Raw genomic sequence first — 21,474 nt, forward strand, 5'->3', positions numbered from 1 at the left:
TTATGCCAATCGACGAGAGCCGGACCTTCCTGCCGGTCCGGATCGCCGTGCTGACGGTGTCCGACACGCGCGGGCTGGCCGAGGATCGCTCGGGCGATACGCTCGTCGCGCGGCTGGCAGAGGCAGGGCATGTGCTCGCCGACCGCCGGATCGAGAAGGATGACGTCGAGACGATCGTCGCCCGCCTCCACGCCTGGATCGATGATCCGGAAGTCGACTGCGTCATCACCACGGGCGGCACCGGCGTCACCGGCCGCGACGTGACGCCCGAGGCGGTCGAGCGCGTCGCCGAAAAGATGATCCCCGGGTTCGGCGAGCTGTTCCGGATGCTCAGCTACAAGACGATCGGCACGTCGACGGTGCAGTCGCGGGCCTGCGCCTGTGTCGCGCACGGCACCTATATCTTCGCGCTGCCGGGTTCGACCGGCGCTGTGAAGGACGGGTGGGACGGGATCCTGCGGGACCAGCTCGACAGCCGTCACCGGCCCTGCAATTTCGTCGAACTGATGCCGCGCCTGCTCGAGCGCTGACCGCGCACGTCGACGGGCCATGTTTCGGCATCGATTCCCAACTGATGGCGCGATTTCCGCTGGGCGTGGATCGCGCTGATCGCCGCTGCGAACAAAAAAGACGAGGTTTTAGAGCACCGAAGCGAAGTGTCTTAGTGTAGTAGTCAACTGGCACGCCAGATGCATTGGTCTTCACGCTGCCCCCGGGCGGCTCGACCTCATCTTCTGGAAGGACACACCATCATGCCCGCTCTGCCAACCACGCGTACGCTCGGCCGCACCGTCACCCTCATCACGATCGCCATCGCCACGACCGTCAGCCCGACGATCGCGAACGCCGCACCGCGGGGAAGCGCGACACAGGCCCAGATGACGACGCTGAAATATGATGCGAAGTCGCGCAAATATTGCCTGACCGAACCCGCAGTCACCGGCACCCGCATCGACCGGATCACCTGCCGCACCGCATCCGCCTGGGCCGCGTCGGGCCTCGACATGCCGAAGGAGTTGATCCTCGCCCAGAAATGATCGTGACGTTCAGCCTCTCGCGGCGTGGATCAGATCGACGAGCTGTTTGTTGATCGCCGCGCCGTGGAGGTGGAGATGCACCGCGTCATACCCCTCGCGGCGTAGTCGCTGGCGCAGACCGTTGACCGAATCGCACTCGCCGGACCGCGCAAGTTCGAAGGCCCGCTCCACCGTCGTCAGATTCTCTGCCATGCCCCGTTCTACGCGCAAAACCGCCCCGCGACCATCCGCGGCGCCTTACCCGGCCTGCCGCGCTTCCGGTTAACGTCCTGTCAGCATTCCCGCGCGATACCAGCCAGGTACCGGCCCGTCGACGACGACGGGCGGCAAGGGGGAAGTATCAATATGCGTAACATCTACCTGCTCGCGCTCGTCGCAGCCGGGACGGCCGCCACGCCGGTCGTGGCGCAGTCGTCCGACGGCCGGACCTATGACGGTCGCGCCTATGATCGATTCGACCGCGATTCGCGCGGCAATCCGGCGAGCCAGGTGTCGGGCCTGCGGGTCGAACCCCGGATCGGCTATGAACGCGTCATTTCCGAGCTGAACGTCGACACGGCGGACGACTCGGCAAGCGTCCGCGTCGGCAAGAGCGGCGTCACCTATGGCGGCGAGGTCGGCTATGACGCGCAGGTCAATGTCAGCGCGGTGCTTGGCGTCTATGCCGGCCTCGAAGGGTCGAGCGCGAAGGAGTGCGAGAACGACATCGTGAGCGTGGGCGATCGCACCTGCATCGCCGCCAACCGCAACATCACCGTCGGCGCCCGCGGCGGCTATCTCCTGTCCCCGACCACGCTTCTCTATGTGAAGGGCGGCTTTTCGAGTGGCCGGTTGCGCCTGAGCAACCGCAACGCGACGGTTGAGGAAAACAACGTCGCGGGGTCCGACTCGCTCAGCGGCTTCCACGCGGGTGCCGGTATCCAGACCGCGTTCTCATCGCGCTTCTATGGCAAGCTCGAGTACGTCTACACCGATTATAACGGCTATGAGGTGAACGACGGCACGACCAAGACCAGCCTCGATTTCAGCCGCCACCAGGCGATCGCGGGGTTCGGCGTCAGGTTCTGAACGCGCATGACGACACCGGGCGGCGTCGGGGACGCCGCCCGTTTGTTCTTTATTCGTTCCTCGCCCGATGCTAGGATCGGGGATGACCAGACCCCGCCCGGTACGCGGCGCGACGCTGAACGGCGAAAGCACGCGCTTCAACCTGCCGCAAACCGAGGCGGACGGCGACTGGCTTGATGCGCGCGATGCAATCGACGGCGCCGCACCCCGGCTGCGGACGACCGTCACGGTCGAGCGGGCCAGGACGATCATCAGTCGCAATGCGTCGCCCGACATCCCCTTCGACCGCTCGATCAATCCCTATCGCGGCTGCGAGCATGGCTGCATCTACTGCTTTGCCAGGCCGAGCCACGCGTTTCACGATCTGTCGCCCGGGCTCGATTTCGAAAGCCGGCTCTTCGCTAAGCCCGACGCCGCCGCGCTGCTCCGGGCCGAACTGGCGAAACCGGGGTACAGCGCGCGGCCGATGGCGCTGGGAACCAACACCGATCCCTATCAGCCGATCGAAGCCGACTGGCGGATCACACGCGGCATCATCGAGGTGCTGGCCGAGACCAACCACCCGCTGACGATCACGACCAAGTCGGATCGCGTCATCCGCGATCTCGATCTGCTCGCCCCGATGGCGGCAAAGGGTCTGGCCGCGGTCGCGATGTCGATCACCTCGCTCGATCCTAAGATTGCGGCAACGCTCGAACCCCGCGCGCCGCATCCCGAGCGACGGCTTGCGGCGGTCAGCGCGCTCGCGGCGGCGGGCGTGCCGGTCTATGTCTCGATCGCGCCGGTGATCCCCGCGATTACCGATCACGAGATCGAACATCTGATCGCGCGCGCCGCGCAGGCCGGTGCGCGTTTTGCGTTCTTCATCCCGGTCCGCCTGCCCTGGGAAGTCGCGCCGCTGTTCCGTGCGTGGCTGGACGCGCATTTTCCCGATCGCGCCGGCAAGGTCATGGCGACGATCCAGTCGATCCGCGGCGGACGCGACAATGATCCGGGCTTCGGCAGCCGGATGAAGGGGCAAGGCCCCTGGGCGGATCTGTCGAAGACGAGGTTCGACATTGCCGTGCGCAAGCACGGACTGAACGCGGAACGGGTCGGATTACGCTGCGACCTGTTCCGCGCACCACAGGGCCCGCAGGGCGAATTATTCTGATCCAGGCCCCGGCTGGTTGCGGCCTCTTGGATCAGATCAGGCGCAGCGCCTGATCCAGCTGCTCGCGATAAAATCGTTCGAGGTCGCGGTGCATCTGCGCGACCGCGGGGTTCGGTGCGATGCGCGCGAGTACGGCCTGGTCGTCCATGAAGCGTTCGAGCTTGGCGGGTCGCACCGGAAATTCCATCCGCCGATCCTGCGCTCAACTCATTACCAGTGTATATCCATAATGCGTCGAAAACAGATCAATCTCGGATAGTTACCCGTCATGCGGCCGGATCGACGATGTCATGATCCAGCCCTTATTCGCGGCCAAGCCGCCAGCGACCAGGACCCTCGGCCGTAAGCTCAACACCGTCATAATCCACGATCGCATGCCGCGCTGCGTCCACGCGGTGGTCGCGGCCATGCGTTGCCGTGATGACGACGACATCGGATCCCGCGGCATCGGCTGCCGCAATACCTGCCGGTGCATCCTCGAAGACAAGACAGTCGGATGCCGGTACACCCAGACGCTCGGCGGCCAGCAGGAAACAGTCGGGCGCGGGCTTGCCGTTTGCGACGTCCTCGGCCGCGATGAACTGCGCCGGGATCGCCAGACCCGCGGCGGCAAGACGCCGCTCGGCCAGCGCGCGCGGTGCCGAGGTCACGATCGTCCAGCGCCCGGCCGGCAGTGTCGCGAGGAAATCAGCCGCACCACGGATCGGGGTAATGTCCCCGACATCCTCCATCTCGGCGGCGGTGATCGCAGCCGCTTCGACGACCGGGTCGACGCCAGGCAGACCCAGTCGCCGAACCGTCTCGACCGACTGGACGCCGTGAATCGTCGGCAGGAAGGTCGCGACATCCAGGCCGTGCGCAATCGCCCATGCCGTCCAGGTCCGCTCGGCAGATGCGATCGACGTCAGGATCGTTCCGTCCATGTCGAACAGGAAGGCGGCGTAGCTGCGGGTCGGCAGGGTCATGGAGTATCTCGCTTAATCATTTAGCTGTCCTGGTCGGCGGCAACACCATTACCAGGTCCCGCGCAGCGCGCGACGGCGACGCCAAAGAAAAGGCCGCTCCGGTTTCCCGAAGCGGCCATATTTCTGTCATCAAGCCTAAGCTTAGATGTCGTCGCCGAGCGCGCCCTTGACGCTGCCCTTGACGTTCTGCGCAGTACCCTTGGCCTGCTGTGCTTCGCCTTCTGCGACCATACGATCGTTATCGGTTGCCTTGCCTACGGCTTCCTTGACGTTGCCTGCGACCTTGTTGCCTGCGGCTGCGACCTTATCGGTGAATTCGCCCATGAAAGCCTCCACTATGTTGTGCGATACGCCAATCGTACCGCTCTGAACTTGTGAGACTATAACGGCCGTCTTTATCGAGGGTTCCGTGACGTTTGCGTCATGGTGTCAGATCAGGCCGGCAAGCGGGCTCGAGGGATCGGCATAACGTCGCTGCCCCATCCGCCCCGCGCGATAGGCAAGCCGCCCCGATTCGACCGCGGATTTCATCGCCGCCGCCATCATCAGCGGATCCTTCGCCTCGGCGATCGCGGTGTTCATCAGCACGCCGTCGCAACCGAGTTCCATCGCCACCGCCGCATCCGATGCCGTGCCGACGCCCGCATCGACAAGCACGGGCACCCCTGCCCCCTCGACGATCAGCCGGATCGTCACGCGGTTCTGGATACCCAGACCCGAGCCGATCGGCGCGCCCAGCGGCATGATCGCGACCGCGCCCGCATTCTCAAGCCGCTTGGTAGCGATCGGATCATCGACGCAATAGACCATCGGCTTGAAGCCCTCGTTCGCCAGGATCTCGGTCGCGCGCAGCGTTTCGACCATGTCGGGATAAAGCGTCTTCGCCTCGCCCAGCACCTCGAGCTTCACCAGCTCCCAGCCGCCCGCCTCGCGTGCCAGCCGCAGCGTCCGGATCGCCGATTCGGCGTCGAAACAGCCCGCGGTGTTGGGCAGGTAGGTGATCTTCTTCGGATCGATGAAGTCGGTCAGCATCGGCGCATTGCGATCGGACACGTTGACGCGGCGCACGGCGACGGTGACGATCTCCGCCCCCGACGCCTCGACCGCGGCGGCGTTCTGCGCGAAATCCTTGTACTTGCCGGTGCCGACGATCAGCCGCGAGCGGAAGGTGCGGCCGGCAACCGTCCAGCTGTCGGTGTCGATCGCCGCGGCATGATCACCGCCGCCGACGAAGTGCACGATCTCGAGGTCGTCGCCATCCTCGACCATCACGTCCGCCAGCGTCGAACGCGGCACCACCTCCATATTGCGTTCGACCGCGATCTTTTCGGGGATGAGGCCCAGCTCGGTCGCGAGCCCCGCAAGGCTGAGGCCGGTGGAAACACGCTTGTGCTCGCCGTTCACGGTGATCGAGACGGTGCCGTCGGAGTGGGGCATGCAGAGTTTTCCGTTCGTTTCGACCGAAGTCGGGAAACCACCCGTCCGCTGCCGGTCTCATGTCTCGACTTCGCTCGACACGAACGGGTAAGGGGGGTGCATATAGAGGGTGGTTTGCCGCCCCTGCAACCAGGAGCAGCCTTTGCCCGCGACAGTCCCTGCCACCGTCCCTGCGACAATCTTCGTCCTGAACGGCCCCAACCTCAACCTGCTGGGGACGCGCGAGCCGGAGATTTACGGCGACGAGACGCTCGACGACATCGCCGGCCAGCTTGAGGATCGCGCGCGCGAACTCGACCTGACGATCGACATGCGCCAGTCGAATCACGAAGGGCACCTCGTCGACTGGATCCAGGAGGCGCAGGCGCGCGGCGCGAAGGCCGTCATCCTCAATGCCGGCGCATTCACGCATACTTCGGTCGCGGTCCATGACGCGATCAAGGGCGTGAAGACGCCGGTGATCGAAGTCCATCTTTCCAATCCCCACGCCCGCGAATCGTTCAGGCACATCAGCCTGGTCGGACAGGCGGCGAAGGGCACGATCGCGGGTTTCGGCGCGCTTTCGTATCTGCTCGCGCTTGAAGCCGTCGCACGGTTCTGACAGGAGGCCCCGCCATGACCGATACACCAGAAACAACAGGCGCAATGCAGGTCGATGTGACCCTGGTGCGCCAGCTCGCCGAACTGCTCGACACCACGCAGCTGACCGAGATCGAAGTCGAGGACGGCTCGCGCCGCATCCGCGTCGCACGCAAGGCGGCGCAGGCCGCGCCCGTCGCGCACTATGCCCCCGCCCCTGCGGCACCACCCGTCTCCGCACCGCTGGCGATCCCGCAGGCCGAGGTCGGCGCGTCCGCCCCGGCGATCAGCGCGAGCGCGGTCAAGTCGCCGATGGTCGGCACGGTCTATCTCGCTGCCAACCCCGAGGCGAAGCCGTTCTCGACCGTCGGCCAGAAGGTCAATGCGGGCGACACGCTGCTGATCATCGAGGCGATGAAGGTGATGAACACGATCGTCGCGCCCTCGGCCGGCACCGTCACCGCGATCCTCGTCGAGAACGGCCAGCCGGTCGAATTTGACCAGCCGCTGGTCGTGGTCGAATAATGAAGCAAATCAAGAAGCTGCTCATTGCGAACCGCGGCGAGATCGCGCTGCGGATCCATCGTGCCTGCCATGAGATGGGCATCAAGACGGTGGCGGTCCATTCGACCGCCGACGCCGACGCGATGCACGTGCGGCTCGCGGACGAGGCGATCTGCATCGGACCGCCGTCGGCGACCGACAGCTATCTGAACATCCCCAACATCATCTCCGCCGCCGAGATCAGCGGCGCGGATGCGATCCACCCGGGCTACGGCTTTCTCAGCGAGAATGCGCAGTTCGCCGAGATCGTCGAGCTGCACAACATCCTGTTCGTCGGCCCGAAGCCCGAGCACATCCGCACGATGGGCGACAAGGTCCAGGCCAAGCGCACCGCAGGCGCGCTCGGGCTGCCGCTCGTCCCCGGTTCGGACGGCGCGATCAGCGACATCGCCGAGGCCAAGCGGATCGCCGACGAGATCGGCTATCCGGTGATCATCAAGGCGGCATCCGGCGGCGGCGGTCGCGGGATGAAGGTCGTCACCGACGCCGAAGATCTCGAGACGCAGATGCTGCAGGCCGGCAGCGAGGCGAAGGCCGCGTTCGGCGACGCCACCGTCTACATGGAAAAATACCTCGGCAATCCGCGGCATATCGAATTCCAGATCTTCGGTGACGGCGAGGGCAACGCGATCCATCTCGGCGAGCGCGACTGCTCGCTCCAGCGCCGCCACCAGAAGGTGCTCGAGGAAGCCCCCTCGCCGATCATCACCGCGGAAGAGCGTGAGCGGATGGGCGGCATCGTCGCCAAGGCGATGGCCGACATGGGCTATCGCGGCGCGGGGACGATCGAGTTCCTGTGGGAAGCGGGTGAGTTCTACTTCATCGAGATGAACACCCGGCTCCAGGTCGAGCATCCGGTGACCGAGATGATCACCGGCCTCGATCTCGTGCGCGAACAGATCCGTATCGCCGAGGGGCATCCGCTGACGCTGCGCCAGGAAGACGTGCAGTTCCGCGGCCATGCGATCGAATGCCGCATCAATGCCGAGGATCCCCGTACCTTCGCGCCGTCGCCGGGGCTGGTGAAGCTCTATCATGCGCCGGGCGGGATGCATGTCCGCGTCGATAGCGGGCTCTATGCCGGCTACCGCGTGCCGCCTTATTACGACTCGATGGTCGCCAAGCTGATCGTCTACGGCGCGACGCGTCAGGGCGCGCTACGGCGGTTGCGGCGTGCGCTCGAGGAGATGGTGATCGAGGGCGTCACGACGACGATTCCCCTGCACCGTGCACTGCTCGACGATCCTGAATTCCAGGAAGGCGCGTACACGATCAAGTGGCTGGAAGAGTGGCTCGCCAAGCAAGGGGCGTAACACTCCTGCCACTTAGAATGTTCTCCCGCGAAGGCGGGAGAACAAGAACCGGGCGGGACACATGGTCTGGCCGAGGCTAGTCCAATGACGACGGAGCATTCGTGAAGGCGACGATCTACCACAACCCGAAATGCTCCAAGTCGCGCGACGCGCTCGCGCTGCTGCAAGAGGCCGGCGCGGACGTCACGATCGTCGAATATCTGAAGACTCCCCCGTCGCGCGCCGAACTCGTCCGTCTCTACGAGCGCGCAGGCATGACGCCGCGCCAAGGTCTGCGCATGGCAGAAGACGGCGCGAAGGCGGTCAAGCATGGCGACGCCGAGGCGATCCTCGACGCGATGATGATCGATCCGCTGCTGATCGAGCGCCCGCTGGTCGAGACCGACAAAGGCGTCCGCCTCGGACGACCCATCGCGCGGCTGCACGAAATTCTGTGATCACTGCCCCCGCATCGTGCACATCCCTTCCGGATGCTGTATTTTCGAGCAGGGTTTACGGGTGAATCGGTCGTTGCCCGAAGTGGCGACAACTGGCACGTTTGGTGCAAGGCGCCCTGTAGGGCGTTGGTTTCAACGACAATCGGGGGCGTACCTGTGAAAAAGATCGAAGCCATCATCAAGCCGTTCAAGCTTGATGAGGTGAAGGAAGCGCTGCACGAGATCGGCGTAAGCGGCATCACCGTGACCGAGGCCAAGGGCTTTGGCCGGCAGAAGGGCCATACCGAGCTGTATCGTGGCGCCGAATATGTCGTCGACTTCCTGCCCAAGGTGAAACTCGAGGTCGTCGTCGCGGATGGTCTGGCACAACGCGTCGTCGAGGCGATCGCCGCGGCCGCGCAGACCGGCCGGATCGGCGACGGCAAGATCTTCGTGATCCCGGTCGAAAGCGCGCTGCGTATCCGTACCGGCGAGCGCGACGACGACGCGATTTAACGGCCTTACTGACACCGACTTCATTTGACGCGGCGCAACAATCTGTGGAATTAGCGCGCTGCGCCGCACTATCATTTCCGGCATATCTGCCGACCTATCGAGCAAAGAGGGCTTAGCATCATGGCAAATTCGGCCAACGACGTCCTGAAGATGATCAAGGACCAGGAGATCGAGTGGGTCGATCTGCGCTTCACCGATCCCAAGGGAAAGTGGCAGCATCTGACGATGGTCGCCAGCCTGATCGGCGAAGACGAGCTGACCGACGGCCTGATGTTCGACGGCTCGTCGATCGAGGGCTGGAAGGCGATCAACGAGAGCGACATGACGCTCAAGCCCGATCTCGACGCGGTCTATGTCGATCCGTTCTCGGCGACGCCGATGATGATCCTGATCTGCGACATCGCTGATCCGTCGACCGGCGAGCTCTACGCCCGCGATCCGCGCTCGACCGCCAAGCGCGCCGAGGCGTATCTGCTGACGACCGGCGTCGGCGACACCGTCTATGTCGGCCCCGAGGCCGAATTCTTCATGTTCGACGACGTCCGGTTCGAGAACAGCTATTCGACCAGCTATTACAAGATCGACGACATCGAGCTGCCGGGCAATTCGGGCCGCGAATATGAGGGCGGCAATCTTGGCCACCGGCCGCGCGCCAAGGGCGGCTATTTCCCGGTCGCGCCGGTCGACAGCGCCGTCGACATCCGCGGCGAGATGGTCTCGACGATGATCGAGATGGGCCTGCCCTGCGACAAGCATCACCACGAAGTCGCGGCCGCACAGCATGAGCTGGGCCTGACCTTCGGCACGCTGACGCAGACCGCGGATCGCATGCAGATCTACAAGTACGTCGTCCACCAGGTCGCGCACGCATACGGCAAGACAGCGACGTTCATGCCCAAGCCGATCAAGGAAGATAACGGTTCGGGGATGCACACGCACTTCTCGATCTGGGATGGCAAGACCCCGCTGTTCGCGGGCAACGGCTATGCGGGCCTCAGCGACATGTGCCTGTATTTCATCGGCGGCATCATCAAGCATGCCAAGGCGGTCAACGCGTTCACCAACCCGACGACCAACAGCTACAAGCGCCTCGTCCCCGGCTACGAAGCGCCTGTGCTGCTCGCCTATTCGGCGCGCAACCGCTCGGCATCGTGCCGCATTCCCTACGGCACCGGCCCCAAGGCGAAGCGCGTCGAAGTGCGCTTCCCTGACGCGCTGGCCAACCCGTATCTCGCTTATGCGGCGCTGATGATGGCGGGCATGGACGGCATCCTGAACAAGATCCATCCGGGCGAAGCGATGGACAAGAACCTGTACGACCTGCCGCCCGCAGAACTCGCCCAGGTTCCGACCGTCGCGGGGTCTCTCCGCGAGGCGCTCGACTGCCTGCTCGCGGATCACGACTTCCTGCTGAAGGGCGACGTCTTCTCGAAGGATCAGATCGAGAGCTATGTCGAGATCAAGCGTGCCGAAGTCGCGCGTTGGGAAATGACGCCGAGCCCGGTCGAGTATGACATGTACTACAGCGGCTAATCCGCCGTGCCGGCAGCTTAGCCGCTGTCGGCCGGCGTCGCCTATGGCGACGACTGACGACGTGGCTTCGCCACGGCGCTGACGGTAAAAAGGGCGCCCGGAGCAATCCGGGCGCCCTTTCTTCGTTTGAGCATCCCGCGATTTCTGCCCTGCACGGGATGATCAAATTGCGTTCTGCTCTATGCCCATGTGTCCCCGCGAAGGCGGGGACACAGTCTGGGCTCCCGCCTTCGCGGGAGACCATGACTTCAGCGCGCTCAGGCCAGCAGCACGCTGCTCCCGAACGTCTCTCCTGCCTCGAGCGCCCGGTGCGCATCCGCCGCGTCTTCCAGCGCAAAGGTCTGGCCGATCTCCGGCTTGAACGCGCCCTGCTCGAGCATCGCGAACACCCGATCGACCATCGCCTGCCGGTGCTCGGCATAATGAAACAGCGTCGGGCGCGTCACGAACAGCGACCCCTTGGCGGCCAGTACGCCGAGATTGACGCCATCGACCACGCCGCCTGCATTGCCGAAGCTGACGATAAGACCCCGCTTCGCCGCACTGTCGAGTGACGCCTGCCATGTCGCGCCGCCAACGCCGTCGAGCACCACGGGCACGCCCTTCCCGCCGGTGATCTCGCGCACCCGCGCCGCGATGTCCTCGGACCGGTGGAGAATGACGTGATCGGCCCCCGCCTTGCGCGTCCGCTCGGCCTTTGCCTCGCTGCCGACGCTGGCGATCACGGTCGCGCCGATCGCCTTCAGCCAGCCGACCAGGATATGCCCGACCCCGCCCGCGGCGGCATGGACGAGCACCGTCTGCCCGGCCTCGACGCGCGCGCAGCGTTCGATCAGGAACTCCGCGGTACAGCCCTTCAGCAGGATCGCCGCGGCGGTGCGGTCGTCGAGCGTGTCGGGCAGGTGGAAGAGCTCGCCCGCGGGCACGTTGCGCTCGGTGGCGTAGGCCCCGCGGGTCGGGCCGAAGGTGCCGACGCGGTCGCCCGGGGCAAAGCCCGTGACCCCCTCGCCCACCGCCATCACCACGCCGACCGCCTCGCTGCCGAGCCCGGAGGGCAATGCTACCGGATAGACACCGCTGCGGTGATAGGTGTCGATATAGTTCAGCCCGACCGCGGTGTTGCGCATCCACACCTCGCCCTTGCCCGGCGCGGGCAGGTCGACGTCGTCCCACTGGATCACCTCGGGGCCACCGGTCGTCCTGATTGTCGCTACGCGTGCCATGCCCGTCTCCTGTTGGTCATGACCCTAACTAGGCTCCGCGTTGCGGGTTGCAACCGATCCGCCCGACGCCCATTCCTCTGCAAAACACGATGCGGAGAGGCATGATGAAGAGCTATCTGAAGCAGTATATCGACGGCGCCTGGGTCGACAGCGACGGCGGCCGGATCCACCAGGTCATCGATCCCTCGACCGAACAGCCCTGTACCGAGATCACGCTCGGCACCGCGGCCGATGTCGACAAGGCGGTCGCCGCCGCCCGCGCCGCGTTCGAAAGCTGGAGCCAGACGAGCGTTCAGGAGCGGCTCGACGTGCTCGGCCGGATCATGACCGAGTACAAGGCGCGCATGCCCGATCTGGCCAAGGCGATGTCGCAGGAGATGGGCGCGCCGATGGCGCTCGCATCGATGGCACAGGCGCCGACCGGCCTCGCGCATTTCTCCGCGACCGCCAAGGCGCTGGCGGCGTTCGAATTCTCCGAAGTCATCGGCAAGGCGACCGTCGTGCACGAACCGCTCGGCGTCGTCGCGATGATCACGCCCTGGAACTGGCCGCTCAACCAGATCTGCGCCAAGGTCGCGCCAGCGCTGGCGGCGGGCGACACGATGATCCTGAAGCCGTCCGAGGAGGCGCCCTCCTGCGCAATCATCCTCGCCGAGATCATGGATGCCGCGGGCGTCCCGGCGGGAGTGTTCAACCTCGTCAACGGCGATGGCCCCGGCGTCGGCGTGGCGCTGTCGAGCCACCGCGACGTCGACATGGTCAGCTTCACCGGCTCGACCCGCGCGGGCATCGCGGTCGCGCAGGCCGCCGCTCCGACGGTCAAGCGCGTCCATCAGGAACTTGGCGGCAAGGCGGCCAACCTCGTACTTGAAGGCGCGGACCTTGCCAAAGTGCTGCCGCCGACGGTGGCGGGCGTGCTCGCCAATTCGGGGCAAAGCTGCATCGCGCCGACCCGGCTGCTGGTCCATGCCAGCCAGGTCGCCGAAGCCACCGCGATCGTGAAGTCGATGATGGAGCAGACCAAAGTGGGCGACCCTGCCGAAATGGGCCAGCATATCGGCCCCGTCGTCAACAAGGCGCAGTTCGACAAGATCCAGGGGCTGATCCAGTCGGCGATCGACGAGGGTGCGACGCTGGTCACGGGCGGCGTGGGGCGTCCCGACGGGCGCAACGCGGGCTATTACATCCAGCCGACCTTGTTCACCGATGTCCGCCCCGACATGCGGATCGCGCAGGAGGAGACGTTCGGCCCGGTCGCGACGATCACCGCCTATGCCGACCAGGAGGAGGGCATCCGCATCGCTAACGCGACCGAATACGGCCTGTCTGCAACGATCTCTGGCGACCCGGCCGCCGCAGCGAAAGTGGCGCCGAAGCTGCGCGCTGGGCTGGTCACGATCAATTCGTGGAGCCCCGACATCGGCGCGCCGTTCGGCGGCTACAAGCAATCGGGCAATGGCCGCGAGAATGGCCGCTACGGGCTGACCGACTTCATGGAAGTGAAGACCGTGGTCGGCCTGCCTGGCTGATGCCGCCGACGCCCCCTCCCCCGCGGGAGGGGGCTCAGTGCATCGGCCAGACCGCGACGATCAGCGGCGTGCCGACCAGCAGCACCAGCAGCGACAAGGGTGCGCCGAGCCGGGCGTAATCGCTGAATTTGTAGCCTCCCGGCCCCATCACCAGCGTGTTGCACTGATGGCCGATCGGCGTGAGGAAGTCGCACCCAGCCCCGACCGCGGTCGCCATCAGAAACGCCTCGGGCCGATAGCCCAGATCGCCCGCAAACGTCGCCGCGATCGGCGCCATCACCAGAACGGTCGCGGCATTGTTCAGGAACGGCGTCACCGCCATCGCTGCCGCCAGGATCAGCGCGACCGCGCCCCAGGGCGGCAGCGTCGATGCCGTCGCGGACAGCCAGGTCGCGATGACATCCGACGCGCCGGTGGTGCGAAGCGAGTCGCTGACCGGAATCAACGCGCCGAGCATGATCAGGATCGGCCATTCGACATGGTCATAGGCCTCGCGCACCGGCAGCACGCCGGTCGCCATGATCAGACCCGCCGCCGCGAAGAAGGCCACCGCCACGGGCACGAACCCCATCGCCGTTGCCCCCATCGCGACGCCGAGGATACCGATCGGCAGCCAGCTACGCTTCGACACGCCGAGTCGCATCTCGCGCTGTGCCAGCGGCAGGCAGCCCAGGTCGCGCAACTTGCCGGGCAGCTGTTCGAGCGGCCCCTGCAGCACCAGCACGTCGCCCGCGCGTAGCTCGATATTCGCCAGCCTGCGCGACAGATGCTCGCCCTGTCGCGAGATCGCGATCAGATTGACCCCGAACCGCGCCTGCAGCGCGAGCCGCGCCGCGGTCCGGCCCGCCAGCGGCGAACCGACATTGACGACCGCCTCGATCACACCGACTTCATCGTCGTCCGCCTGATCCGCCTTTTCGCGGTCCTCGCCTTCGAGCTTCAGCCGGTCGCGCGCGATCACGCGTTCGAGCGCATCGGGTTCGCCGCCGAGGATGAGTACGTCGCCAGCCCTCAGGTGCGTATGCTCGTTCGGCGCGCTGCGCATGCCCGCACGCAGGATCCGGGTGATCGACACCTCGCCGTCGTGCCGTGCGAGAAAATCCTCGACCGACTCGTCGACCGCGGGGGACGTCTCGGGGATCGCGGCTTCGGTGATATACCCCTTGATATCGAGCGCCTCGCCCATCGTTGGCGCAGCCCGCCGGTCGCGCGGCAGGAGGCGATAGGCGAAGCGCAGATAGATCAGCCCCATCACCGTCAGCCCGAGCCCGACCGGGGTATAATCGAACATCCCGAACGGCTGCCCGGTCATCTGCTCGCGGACGCGGCTGACGATGATGTTGGGCGAGGTACCAACGAGGGTGATGAGACCGCCTAGCAGCGACGCGGTCGCCATCGGCATCAGGAACACCGATGGCGAGGTGTTGTTCTTCTTCGCCATCTGGAACGCCGCAGGCATCAGCATCGCCAGCGCGCCGATATTCTTGACCAGCGCGGACGAGAACCCCACCGACGCCGTCAGCACGACAAGCTGCGACCGCACCCGCGTGACCCGCTTTGCAAGCTTCGCCAGCGCCAGTTCGATCACCCCCGAGCGCTGAACCGCCGCCGAGATGACGAGCGCCGAACCGACGATGATGACGATGTCGTCGGAAAAGCCCTTGAAGGCGTCCTTGGGACTGACGATTCCCAGCGCGATGCTCGCGAGCAACGCCAGGATGGCGGTGACGTCATAGCGAAACCGTCCCCAGATGAAGAGCATCATCATGCCGATGAGCGTGGCGATCGAAAGAGATTGGGGAAGGGTCATCTGGCCTCGATATGTAACGGCCGATCAACCATGCCCGACAGGCCTGGTTCCCACGACAAGGGGTCCTCCGGCGTTTGCCGCCGGTTCAATAGTCTTTCGAAATGCGGACGTTCGCGCTCTGCCTGCCAAGCGTGGAGATGCTCGACAGCAGCGACAGCCAGCGCGTCACCTGGAACTCGACCTGCGTCGCGCTATAGCCCTGGCCGTCGGTGACGATCTCCGCATAGAGCCGCCGCGTCACATATTTGCCCGCGGCGATCGACGTGCCCTGCCCCGTCTGCGGATCGGCGGGCAGGATACGCAGCCGGTCGAGACCCGCCGCACGCCGCACCGCGTTAATCGGGTTGATCCCGTTGCCGCCGTCCTGCAACGCCGCCACCGCCGCCGCGAGCTGCAGGGCTTCGGGCGCGGACAGGTTGGTGATCGACGTCCCGAACAGCAGGCGCGACAGCAGTTCGTCCTGCGGCAGCGCGGGCGTGCTGGTGAACCCGATCTCGGGCTTGAGCGCATAGCCGGTGACGCGGATCGAAGCGTTGAGCCCTGTCGAATCGGCGTTCGCTTCGATGTCGAGCGCGGGGTTCGCAGGCACGCCGCCGTCGAACCGGATGACGCCGCGCGCCAATTCGAATTCGCGCCCGGCAAATTCGTAATCGCCGCGGATCAGCGTCGCACGGCCCGTGATCGCGGGGTTCTGCGGCTCACCGGCGATCTGGAGATTGGCGGACCATTCGCTCGTCAGCCCCAGCCCGCTGACCATGACCTGGTTCGGCGCGCGGGCCTTGATCGCCAGCGTCCAGGGGCGTGTCGGCGCGGCCTTTTCCTCGCCGCCCTCGGGCAGGTTGATTTCCCGGATGTTGAGTTGGGGCACCGCACTCGCCGCGGTCGCCTGGCCAAGCCGGTAGCGGCTCTTGTTCATCACCACGTCGCCCGCGATCACGCCGCCTATCCCGTCGGACGTGAACGTCAGCGGCCCCGTCACGGTCGCGCCGATATCGTCGCGGTTGATCATCACAGCGTTCGCGGCCTGAAGCCGCAGGTCGATGCCGAGCCCGTTCCTGGCCGCGAAATCAAACTGGCCAACCCCCGTCACTCGGCCGCCCTTGCCCGCGTCCGCGGCGAAACGGTCGATCACCAGACGCGAGCCGCCGAACCGGCCGCTGGCCTGGACGTTCGACAGGATCGTCCCCGTCGTGCCGCTTTCGATGCGGGCGTTGGTCGCACGGACGACGCCGCGGATTACCGGCGCTTCGAGCGTACCGACGACGTCCGCGCCGATCGCCACCGGTCCCGACAGGTCGAACAGCTCGACCCCCGTCAGCCGCCACAGCGTGTCCGCGGGCCCGCTGTAGCGCAGCTGTCCGAACAGCCGCGCGCGTGCGATCCGCGTGGCAAGGTCGCCCTCACCGAGCGGTGCGAGCTGCGCCTGTGCGCGACCGATCGTCTTGCCGCCCGAGGCGATCACCGCACGCAGGCCGAGCTTGTCGGGCGACAGAAGCGCTGCGACCCCGACATCGATCGGCCGCGACGACAGCACGAGCCCCGCACGGCTGAGGCCACGGATCGTCACGTCCGCCTTGCCCGTCGGCGGGTTGCCGCCGCTCGTCGCGACGCTGAACGTCCCCGATGCCAGACCGCCGAGCCCGAGGCCGGGATAGCCGATGTCGAGGATGGCCAGCGGCATCCGCGTCATGCTCGCGTCGATCGCGCTGGTCGATCCGGTGAAGCGTCCGCCGATCTGCGCCTCGCCCCCCGAGAAGCTCAGCCGCGTCGGTGCGAGGCGCCAGCCATCGCCGTCGCGGGTCACGATCGCCGGGCTCAGCAGCCGGAGCGGTCGCCGGTCGAGCGTGCCCTGCGCGGCGATTCGATAGCTGTCCGCGGTCACGTCGGTCACGCTCTCGATATCAAACGCGCGTCCTTGCGACCCGGCGATCGACGCCTTGATCTGCCCCACCCCGCCGCGCAGCGACGCGCTGCCCGTCAGCCGCCCGATGCTGAGCGCCCCGCGTTGCAAGCCTGCGCCGGTCGCGGTCGCCTCGATCGAGGTGCCCGCAGGGTCGAGAATCGTGACGAGGTCCATATGGCCACGCCGCAGCGTCCAGCCGGCAAGCGTCCCCGCGCGCGCATCGAGGTGCGCCTCGACGCGCTGATTCTCGCCGACCGGTCGGAAGAGCAGCTCGCCTCCCAGACCGCCGCCCGCCACCGCAAGCCGCCCGTTGAAGCCGCCATCGACGATCGCGAGCGTCCCCGTCGCGCGGGTCCCGCTGACGTTCAGCGCGGCGATCGCGATCGTGGCACCCGCGCCGCGCGGCAGGAGCAGCGTTCCGGCCGCGGTAAAGGGGCCAAGCCGCGAGCCACCCGCAGCGGCAAAGGCATAGCCCTGCGCGGTCGGATCGAGATGCGCCCGCACGTTGGTCAGCCCCAGGGCCGGACTGGGGCTGGCGAGGACGAGGTCGAGCGTCGGCCGCTCGATCCTGCCGTCCAGCATCAGCGTGACCGGCCCGTAGTTTTGCTGACGGCCACCGCCCTCGAACCGGAAACTGCCGTCGCGCCGTCTGTAGCCGTTGCCGCTCAACCGGATCTGCGGCGTGACGAGGACGAGATTGTTGAAATGCAGGACTCCGTCCGTCGTCCGTTCGAGATTGGCGGTGAGCCGCGGCAGACCGCCTGCGAGACTGCGGAAGAAGGCGTTGTCGAGACGCAGCACCTGTGCCGCGCCCTGCCCAATCACGCGCGTCCCCTTGCCGTTCGGCCCCGGAACGACGCGCAGCGTCGACGTGACGTCGACGATTCCCAGCCCCGGGATCAGATAGCGACCGAGCCGGCCATTCACCCCGACGTCGAACCGTCCGGTGCGCAGATCGACCCGGATGCCGATCCGTCCGTTAAGCTTGTCGGAGCGCAGCACGAGGTCGTCACCGGTCAACAGCGCAGGCGTGATCCGCAGCCGCCCATCGACCGACAGGTTGCGCAGGATCCCCCCGGCGACATCGCCCACCCCGGTCACCCGGGCGGCGGTGACGCGGATCGGGACGGTGACCGGCGCTGCAGACAATCGCCCTTTGCCGGCGATCCGCACGCGATCGAATCCGGTCTTGTCGAAGGCCAGCCGTGCCGCATCGAGGCGGTAGTCGAAGCTGGCGGTCGCGAAAGCACCGTCGAGAATGGCGCGCAGTTCGATGCCGCTGCCCCCCATCGTCCCGATCAGCGCCGTCGACCGCAGCAGCCGTGCCTTCACGCGGAAGTTGCGGAACGCGTTCGCGCCGAGATCGACGATACCTGTCGTGTCGAGCGAGACGGCCGGCGACCGCAGCGACAGCCGCCCGTCGAGCCGGCGTTCCGCGAACGTCGCGGCGCCATTGACCAGAACTCGCGGCGTCGTGAGCCGCCCGAGCCGTCCGCTGAGCAGCCCCGAGGGGGCGAGCGTTCCCGACAGCGTATAGCGTCCGCTCGCCTGTGAGAGCGCGAGATCGACCGCGCGTGCCGTGCCGACATTACCCTGTGCGCGGCCCGTCCAGCGCGCCCAGCGGCCGTCACCGGTGACGACGAGCGCGACGTTGCTCCGGGCACCGACCATCCGCGCGAGCACCCCGTTCGCCGCCCCGCGCGCCGCTACGTCCAGATCGAACCGGTCGCGCGCTGGCTCCGCATCGATCCGCAGCTTGAGCCGGTCGCTGCCCGCGACCAGCGCGTTCACATCGACGAGCGCGCGTCCCGAGCGGATATCGGCACGGCCGTCGAGCCGCGCGACGCGGGCGGTGCCGAGCACGCGGGTTTCGAGCAGCAGGCGTCCGACCGTGAGCCGCCCGATTCGGATGTCAAAATCCGGCAGGATCGGCGTGCGCCTCTTCGACGGTCGGGTGCGCGGGACGTGGAACAGCGTCGCGCGATCGATCGCGAGCCGGCGGATCTCGAGCCGGTTCGAAAACCAGCGGATGGGCGACCAGTCGAGCGCGACGCGCGGTGCCTGGAACACGAGCCCGTCGAGATCATAGACGCGCAGATCGGTCAGCCGCGTATCGCCATAGAGCGACCCGTCGATCCGCCCGATCGTGAAGCGCAGCCCGTTGGCCGCGCGGATCGCGCCGACCCTATTGGCGACATAGCGGTGGCCGATATCGGTATCGACGATCAGCAGCGCGGAGCCGAGGATCGCCACCAGGGCAAGGAACGCCGCCGCAAGCCAGCGCCACCAGCGGCGCCGTGGCACAGGCCGGCCCGGCTCTGTCGTCTCGGTCGCGGCGTCGGTCAAAACGCCTGTCCCAGCGATACATAGACCGCGATCCGGCTGTCGCCCGGTTGCGGGTTGATCGGCGTCCCGACATCGAAGCGGATCGGGCCGAAGTTCGAATAATAGCGCACCCCGATCCCCGTGCCATATTGCAGTCCGGTGAATTTGGGCAGCGGCGACGTGTAGATGTTGCCCGCATCGAGGAACGGCACGACCCCGAAATTGCCGAACGCCTTGATCCGCGCCTCGATCGAGAATTCGGTCAGGCTGCGACCGCCGATCGGGTCGTTGTTCGGATCGCGCGGACCGATCGACTGATAGCCATAGCCGCGTATCGACGCGCCGCCGCCGGCATAGAAACGCCGCGACGGTGCCACCTGATCGCGCGGCGCGCCGACGATCGTGCCGAGCCGGGTACGCCCCGCCAGCACGATCCCGTCGCTGATCGTCCTGTACACACTCGCGTCGATCTGCGTCCGCGCATAGCCGAACACCGATCCCTGGAACGAGGCCTCCGGGCTGAGCCGCCCGCCGAGCCGGAACCCGCGCGTCGGGTTGAGCAGGTCGTCCGATCCGTCGTAATTCAGCGTGGTCGGCAGCGCGCCGATGAAGAAGGTGCGACGCCGCGGGTCGCCGGTCGACACGATCACGTCGCGTTCGTCCGACGCGATCAGCTCCGCGCCGAGCGACCAGGTCCAGGTCTTCTGGAAGAAGATGTTCGTCTGGCGTTCGATGCTGCCGGCGAGCGTGAAGGTCTTGGCCTCATACGCATCGCGGTTGATATGCACCGCGGAGACCTGCGCGGTCAGCACGCGGTCGCGCGCATGGAAGTTGTTGCGGCGATAGACGATCGCGCCAAGCTGCTCCTGCGTTCCGATGACGCTGCGCAGCGTGAGCGCGCCCTCGGGCGGGAATAGATTGCGATGCGTCCAGCTGACCTCGGCGCGTGCGCCCTCGCCCGTGCCATAACCAAGCTCGCCCGCGACCGTGCGCGGCGGCGCGCGGTCGAGCTTTACGCCGATATCGACGCTGTCGGCGGTGCTGCCCGGGATCGGCCTGACCTCGACCGACGACACCAAGCTGGTCTGGACGAGCGCCCGGCGCAGATCGTCCAGCTCGCCCGCATCATAGGGCTGGCCGGGGGAAAACCGCGCGATTTCCTGCACATGGTCTGCATCGAACACGCGGTTGCCGGGCAGCGCGACGATCCGGCCAAAGCGCTTCTGGCCGCCCGGGACGATCGAGAGGTCGAGCGTGGCGGTGCGTGTCGCATGATCGACGACGATCGCCGGATCGCCGACCTTGGCGAACGGAAAGCCCTCACGCCCGATCTGGGTCGTCAGCTTGGCCTCACCCGCAACGATCGCGTCCGAATTGACCGGGTCGGCAGGCTTGATGCCGAAGGCCTGGGCCAGCGCGGGCGCCTTGTCCCCCGCCGCCGCCAGACCGTCGATCGTCACGCCCGTGAAGGTGTAGCGCGTGCCGGGCTCGGCCGAGACAATCACCAGCGGCTTCTGCCCGGGCTCGACCCGGGTGGTGACACGCGCGTCATAATAGCCCTCGGCGCGCAACAGGCTGTTGAGCAGGTCGCCGTCCTCGCGCGCGCGGCGATCGAGCTGCGCTGCGTTGGCGACCTCGCCGTCGTTCGCGTTGAGCGTCGAGAGCTGGTCAAACCGCTGTTTCAGCAGCGCGTTTCCAACCGAGTCGATCCCTTCCAGCCGCCACGAATAGCGCGTCTCGGTCGTCGCATCAGTGTTGGTCGCGACGGTGACTGGATCATCGGTGGCGGCGGCAAGATCGGGCCAGGCGACGCCGATATCGGGCAGCGGCGCGAGCGGCGACATGGGATCGAGCGACACCGGCGCGTCCGCGGCCGCAGCGCCCTCCTGCGGCGTGGACACGCGTGTCTGGGCGGCGGCGCGCGGGGGCGCCGTCAGCATCGGCACGACAAGGACGGCGGTGGCCGTACCGATCCCGACCCACCCGAAGCGGTACACCATGCTCGCCTCCTAGCCGGGCTTGGCCCCCCGCGACAGTCGTTCGTGACGCATTTTCGCCACGTTTCGTCATGACATCGAAATACTCTGCCGGACAATCAGCGCG

At 66.6% G+C, this 21,474-nt stretch carries 20 protein-coding genes; 11 read left to right on the top strand and 9 right to left on the bottom strand.

Annotated features, from left to right (window positions below; all coding sequences use genetic code 11):
• Positions 1–2 precede the first annotated feature (2 nt).
• Together moaB and IFT54_RS10495 are read left to right on the top strand one after the other, a co-directional pair.
• Positions 3–530, top strand: coding sequence for a molybdenum cofactor biosynthesis protein B (gene moaB, locus IFT54_RS10490; protein ID WP_031394583.1), 528 nt, complete (start codon positions 3–5; stop codon positions 528–530).
• 222 nt (positions 531–752) lie between these two features.
• A complete protein-coding gene (locus tag IFT54_RS10495) occupies positions 753–1,037 on the top strand; it encodes a hypothetical protein (RefSeq protein WP_192070603.1) in 285 nt (94 codons plus the stop codon).
• A gap of 9 nt (positions 1,038–1,046) precedes the next feature.
• Here the strand turns inward: IFT54_RS10495 and IFT54_RS10500 are convergent, their stop codons facing one another.
• A complete protein-coding gene (locus IFT54_RS10500; protein WP_031394581.1) occupies positions 1,047–1,229 on the bottom strand; it encodes a hypothetical protein in 183 nt (60 codons plus the stop codon).
• 153 nt (positions 1,230–1,382) lie between these two features.
• On the opposite strand from IFT54_RS10500, the gene IFT54_RS10505 reads away from it, so the two are divergent.
• Entirely contained in the window at positions 1,383–2,105 is a 723-nt protein-coding gene (locus tag IFT54_RS10505) for an outer membrane protein (protein ID WP_192070604.1), read from the top strand.
• Positions 2,106–2,187: 82 nt separating this feature from the next.
• On the top strand, positions 2,188–3,258 hold the full coding sequence (locus tag IFT54_RS10510; RefSeq protein WP_192070605.1) for a PA0069 family radical SAM protein: 1,071 nt from the start codon (positions 2,188–2,190) through the stop codon (positions 3,256–3,258).
• 31 nt (positions 3,259–3,289) lie between these two features.
• Here IFT54_RS10510 and IFT54_RS10515 read toward each other — a convergent pair whose 3' ends face one another.
• From IFT54_RS10515 to thiS, 4 genes are all read right to left on the bottom strand, one after another.
• Positions 3,290–3,445, bottom strand: coding sequence for a hypothetical protein (locus IFT54_RS10515; protein WP_192070606.1), 156 nt, complete (start codon positions 3,443–3,445; stop codon positions 3,290–3,292).
• 115 nt (positions 3,446–3,560) lie between these two features.
• A complete protein-coding gene (locus IFT54_RS10520; RefSeq protein ID WP_056406138.1) occupies positions 3,561–4,223 on the bottom strand; it encodes an HAD-IA family hydrolase in 663 nt (220 codons plus the stop codon).
• Between the two features lie 141 nt (positions 4,224–4,364).
• Complete coding sequence (locus IFT54_RS10525; protein WP_031394577.1) at positions 4,365–4,547, bottom strand: CsbD family protein; 183 nt, start codon at positions 4,545–4,547, stop codon at positions 4,365–4,367.
• 105 nt (positions 4,548–4,652) lie between these two features.
• Complete coding sequence (thiS, locus tag IFT54_RS10530) at positions 4,653–5,660, bottom strand: sulfur carrier protein ThiS (RefSeq protein ID WP_082451236.1); 1,008 nt, start codon at positions 5,658–5,660, stop codon at positions 4,653–4,655.
• Between the two features lie 142 nt (positions 5,661–5,802).
• Here thiS and aroQ point away from each other — a divergent pair, with 142 nt between their 5' ends.
• The 6 genes from aroQ to glnA all read left to right on the top strand — a co-directional run bounded on the left by aroQ (position 5,803) and on the right by glnA (position 10,581).
• Positions 5,803–6,261, top strand: a complete 459-nt coding sequence (gene aroQ / locus IFT54_RS10535; protein ID WP_037527679.1) for a type II 3-dehydroquinate dehydratase — start codon at positions 5,803–5,805, stop codon at positions 6,259–6,261.
• Between the two features lie 14 nt (positions 6,262–6,275).
• On the top strand, positions 6,276–6,764 hold the full coding sequence (gene accB / locus IFT54_RS10540; RefSeq protein WP_107929902.1) for an acetyl-CoA carboxylase biotin carboxyl carrier protein: 489 nt from the start codon (positions 6,276–6,278) through the stop codon (positions 6,762–6,764).
• On the top strand, positions 6,764–8,116 hold the full coding sequence (gene accC / locus IFT54_RS10545; protein WP_192070607.1) for an acetyl-CoA carboxylase biotin carboxylase subunit: 1,353 nt from the start codon (positions 6,764–6,766) through the stop codon (positions 8,114–8,116). The genes accB and accC overlap by 1 nt, the downstream gene beginning before the upstream one ends.
• Before the next feature lie 101 nt (positions 8,117–8,217).
• Entirely contained in the window at positions 8,218–8,553 is a 336-nt protein-coding gene (locus IFT54_RS10550) for an arsenate reductase family protein (protein ID WP_192070608.1), read from the top strand.
• Positions 8,554–8,709: 156 nt separating this feature from the next.
• A complete protein-coding gene (locus tag IFT54_RS10555) occupies positions 8,710–9,048 on the top strand; it encodes a P-II family nitrogen regulator (protein ID WP_031394505.1) in 339 nt (112 codons plus the stop codon).
• A gap of 120 nt (positions 9,049–9,168) precedes the next feature.
• Positions 9,169–10,581 (top strand): type I glutamate--ammonia ligase, encoded by a 1,413-nt coding sequence (glnA, locus tag IFT54_RS10560; protein ID WP_031394506.1) that lies wholly within the window; start codon positions 9,169–9,171, stop codon positions 10,579–10,581.
• A gap of 257 nt (positions 10,582–10,838) precedes the next feature.
• Here the strand turns inward: glnA and IFT54_RS10565 are convergent, their stop codons facing one another.
• Positions 10,839–11,804, bottom strand: coding sequence for a quinone oxidoreductase family protein (locus tag IFT54_RS10565; protein WP_192070609.1), 966 nt, complete (start codon positions 11,802–11,804; stop codon positions 10,839–10,841).
• A gap of 104 nt (positions 11,805–11,908) precedes the next feature.
• Here IFT54_RS10565 and IFT54_RS10570 point away from each other — a divergent pair, with 104 nt between their 5' ends.
• Positions 11,909–13,333: an aldehyde dehydrogenase family protein gene (locus IFT54_RS10570; RefSeq protein ID WP_192070798.1), complete on the top strand. Its 1,425-nt coding sequence runs from the start codon at positions 11,909–11,911 to the stop codon at positions 13,331–13,333.
• 34 nt (positions 13,334–13,367) lie between these two features.
• Here IFT54_RS10570 and IFT54_RS10575 read toward each other — a convergent pair whose 3' ends face one another.
• The 3 genes from IFT54_RS10575 to IFT54_RS10585 all read right to left on the bottom strand — a co-directional run bounded on the left by IFT54_RS10575 (position 13,368) and on the right by IFT54_RS10585 (position 21,371).
• A complete protein-coding gene (locus tag IFT54_RS10575; protein WP_244648839.1) occupies positions 13,368–15,101 on the bottom strand; it encodes an SLC13 family permease in 1,734 nt (577 codons plus the stop codon).
• A gap of 127 nt (positions 15,102–15,228) precedes the next feature.
• A complete protein-coding gene (locus tag IFT54_RS10580; protein WP_342354805.1) occupies positions 15,229–19,350 on the bottom strand; it encodes a translocation/assembly module TamB domain-containing protein in 4,122 nt (1,373 codons plus the stop codon).
• A 38-nt stretch (positions 19,351–19,388) separates the two neighbouring features.
• A complete protein-coding gene (locus IFT54_RS10585) occupies positions 19,389–21,371 on the bottom strand; it encodes an autotransporter assembly complex protein TamA (RefSeq protein WP_192070611.1) in 1,983 nt (660 codons plus the stop codon).
• Between the last annotated feature and the right edge of the window lie 103 nt (positions 21,372–21,474).

It is taken from the genome of Sphingomonas sp. CFBP 13714, from assembly GCF_014842205.1.
GTDB lineage: Bacteria > Pseudomonadota > Alphaproteobacteria > Sphingomonadales > Sphingomonadaceae > Sphingomonas > Sphingomonas aerolata.

What these genes read in the sequence shown, in the direction of transcription:
- moaB (WP_031394583.1), top strand. Translation starts at nt 3, where the DNA reads ATGCCAATCGACGAGAGCCGGACCTTCCTGCCGGTCCGGATCGCCGTG.
- IFT54_RS10495 (WP_192070603.1), top strand. Translation starts at nt 753, where the DNA reads ATGCCCGCTCTGCCAACCACGCGTACGCTCGGCCGCACCGTCACCCTC.
- IFT54_RS10500 (WP_031394581.1), bottom strand. Translation starts at nt 1,229, where the DNA reads ATGGCAGAGAATCTGACGACGGTGGAGCGGGCCTTCGAACTTGCGCGG.
- IFT54_RS10505 (WP_192070604.1), top strand. Translation starts at nt 1,383, where the DNA reads ATGCGTAACATCTACCTGCTCGCGCTCGTCGCAGCCGGGACGGCCGCC.
- IFT54_RS10510 (WP_192070605.1), top strand. Translation starts at nt 2,188, where the DNA reads ATGACCAGACCCCGCCCGGTACGCGGCGCGACGCTGAACGGCGAAAGC.
- IFT54_RS10515 (WP_192070606.1), bottom strand. Translation starts at nt 3,445, where the DNA reads ATGGAATTTCCGGTGCGACCCGCCAAGCTCGAACGCTTCATGGACGAC.
- IFT54_RS10520 (WP_056406138.1), bottom strand. Translation starts at nt 4,223, where the DNA reads ATGACCCTGCCGACCCGCAGCTACGCCGCCTTCCTGTTCGACATGGAC.
- IFT54_RS10525 (WP_031394577.1), bottom strand. Translation starts at nt 4,547, where the DNA reads ATGGGCGAATTCACCGATAAGGTCGCAGCCGCAGGCAACAAGGTCGCA.
- thiS (WP_082451236.1), bottom strand. Translation starts at nt 5,660, where the DNA reads ATGCCCCACTCCGACGGCACCGTCTCGATCACCGTGAACGGCGAGCAC.
- accB (WP_107929902.1), top strand. Translation starts at nt 6,276, where the DNA reads ATGACCGATACACCAGAAACAACAGGCGCAATGCAGGTCGATGTGACC.
- accC (WP_192070607.1), top strand. Translation starts at nt 6,764, where the DNA reads ATGAAGCAAATCAAGAAGCTGCTCATTGCGAACCGCGGCGAGATCGCG.
- glnA (WP_031394506.1), top strand. Translation starts at nt 9,169, where the DNA reads ATGGCAAATTCGGCCAACGACGTCCTGAAGATGATCAAGGACCAGGAG.
- IFT54_RS10565 (WP_192070609.1), bottom strand. Translation starts at nt 11,804, where the DNA reads ATGGCACGCGTAGCGACAATCAGGACGACCGGTGGCCCCGAGGTGATC.
- IFT54_RS10570 (WP_192070798.1), top strand. Translation starts at nt 11,909, where the DNA reads ATGAAGAGCTATCTGAAGCAGTATATCGACGGCGCCTGGGTCGACAGC.
- IFT54_RS10575 (WP_244648839.1), bottom strand. Translation starts at nt 15,101, where the DNA reads ATGATGATGCTCTTCATCTGGGGACGGTTTCGCTATGACGTCACCGCC.
- IFT54_RS10585 (WP_192070611.1), bottom strand. Translation starts at nt 21,371, where the DNA reads ATGGTGTACCGCTTCGGGTGGGTCGGGATCGGTACGGCCACCGCCGTC.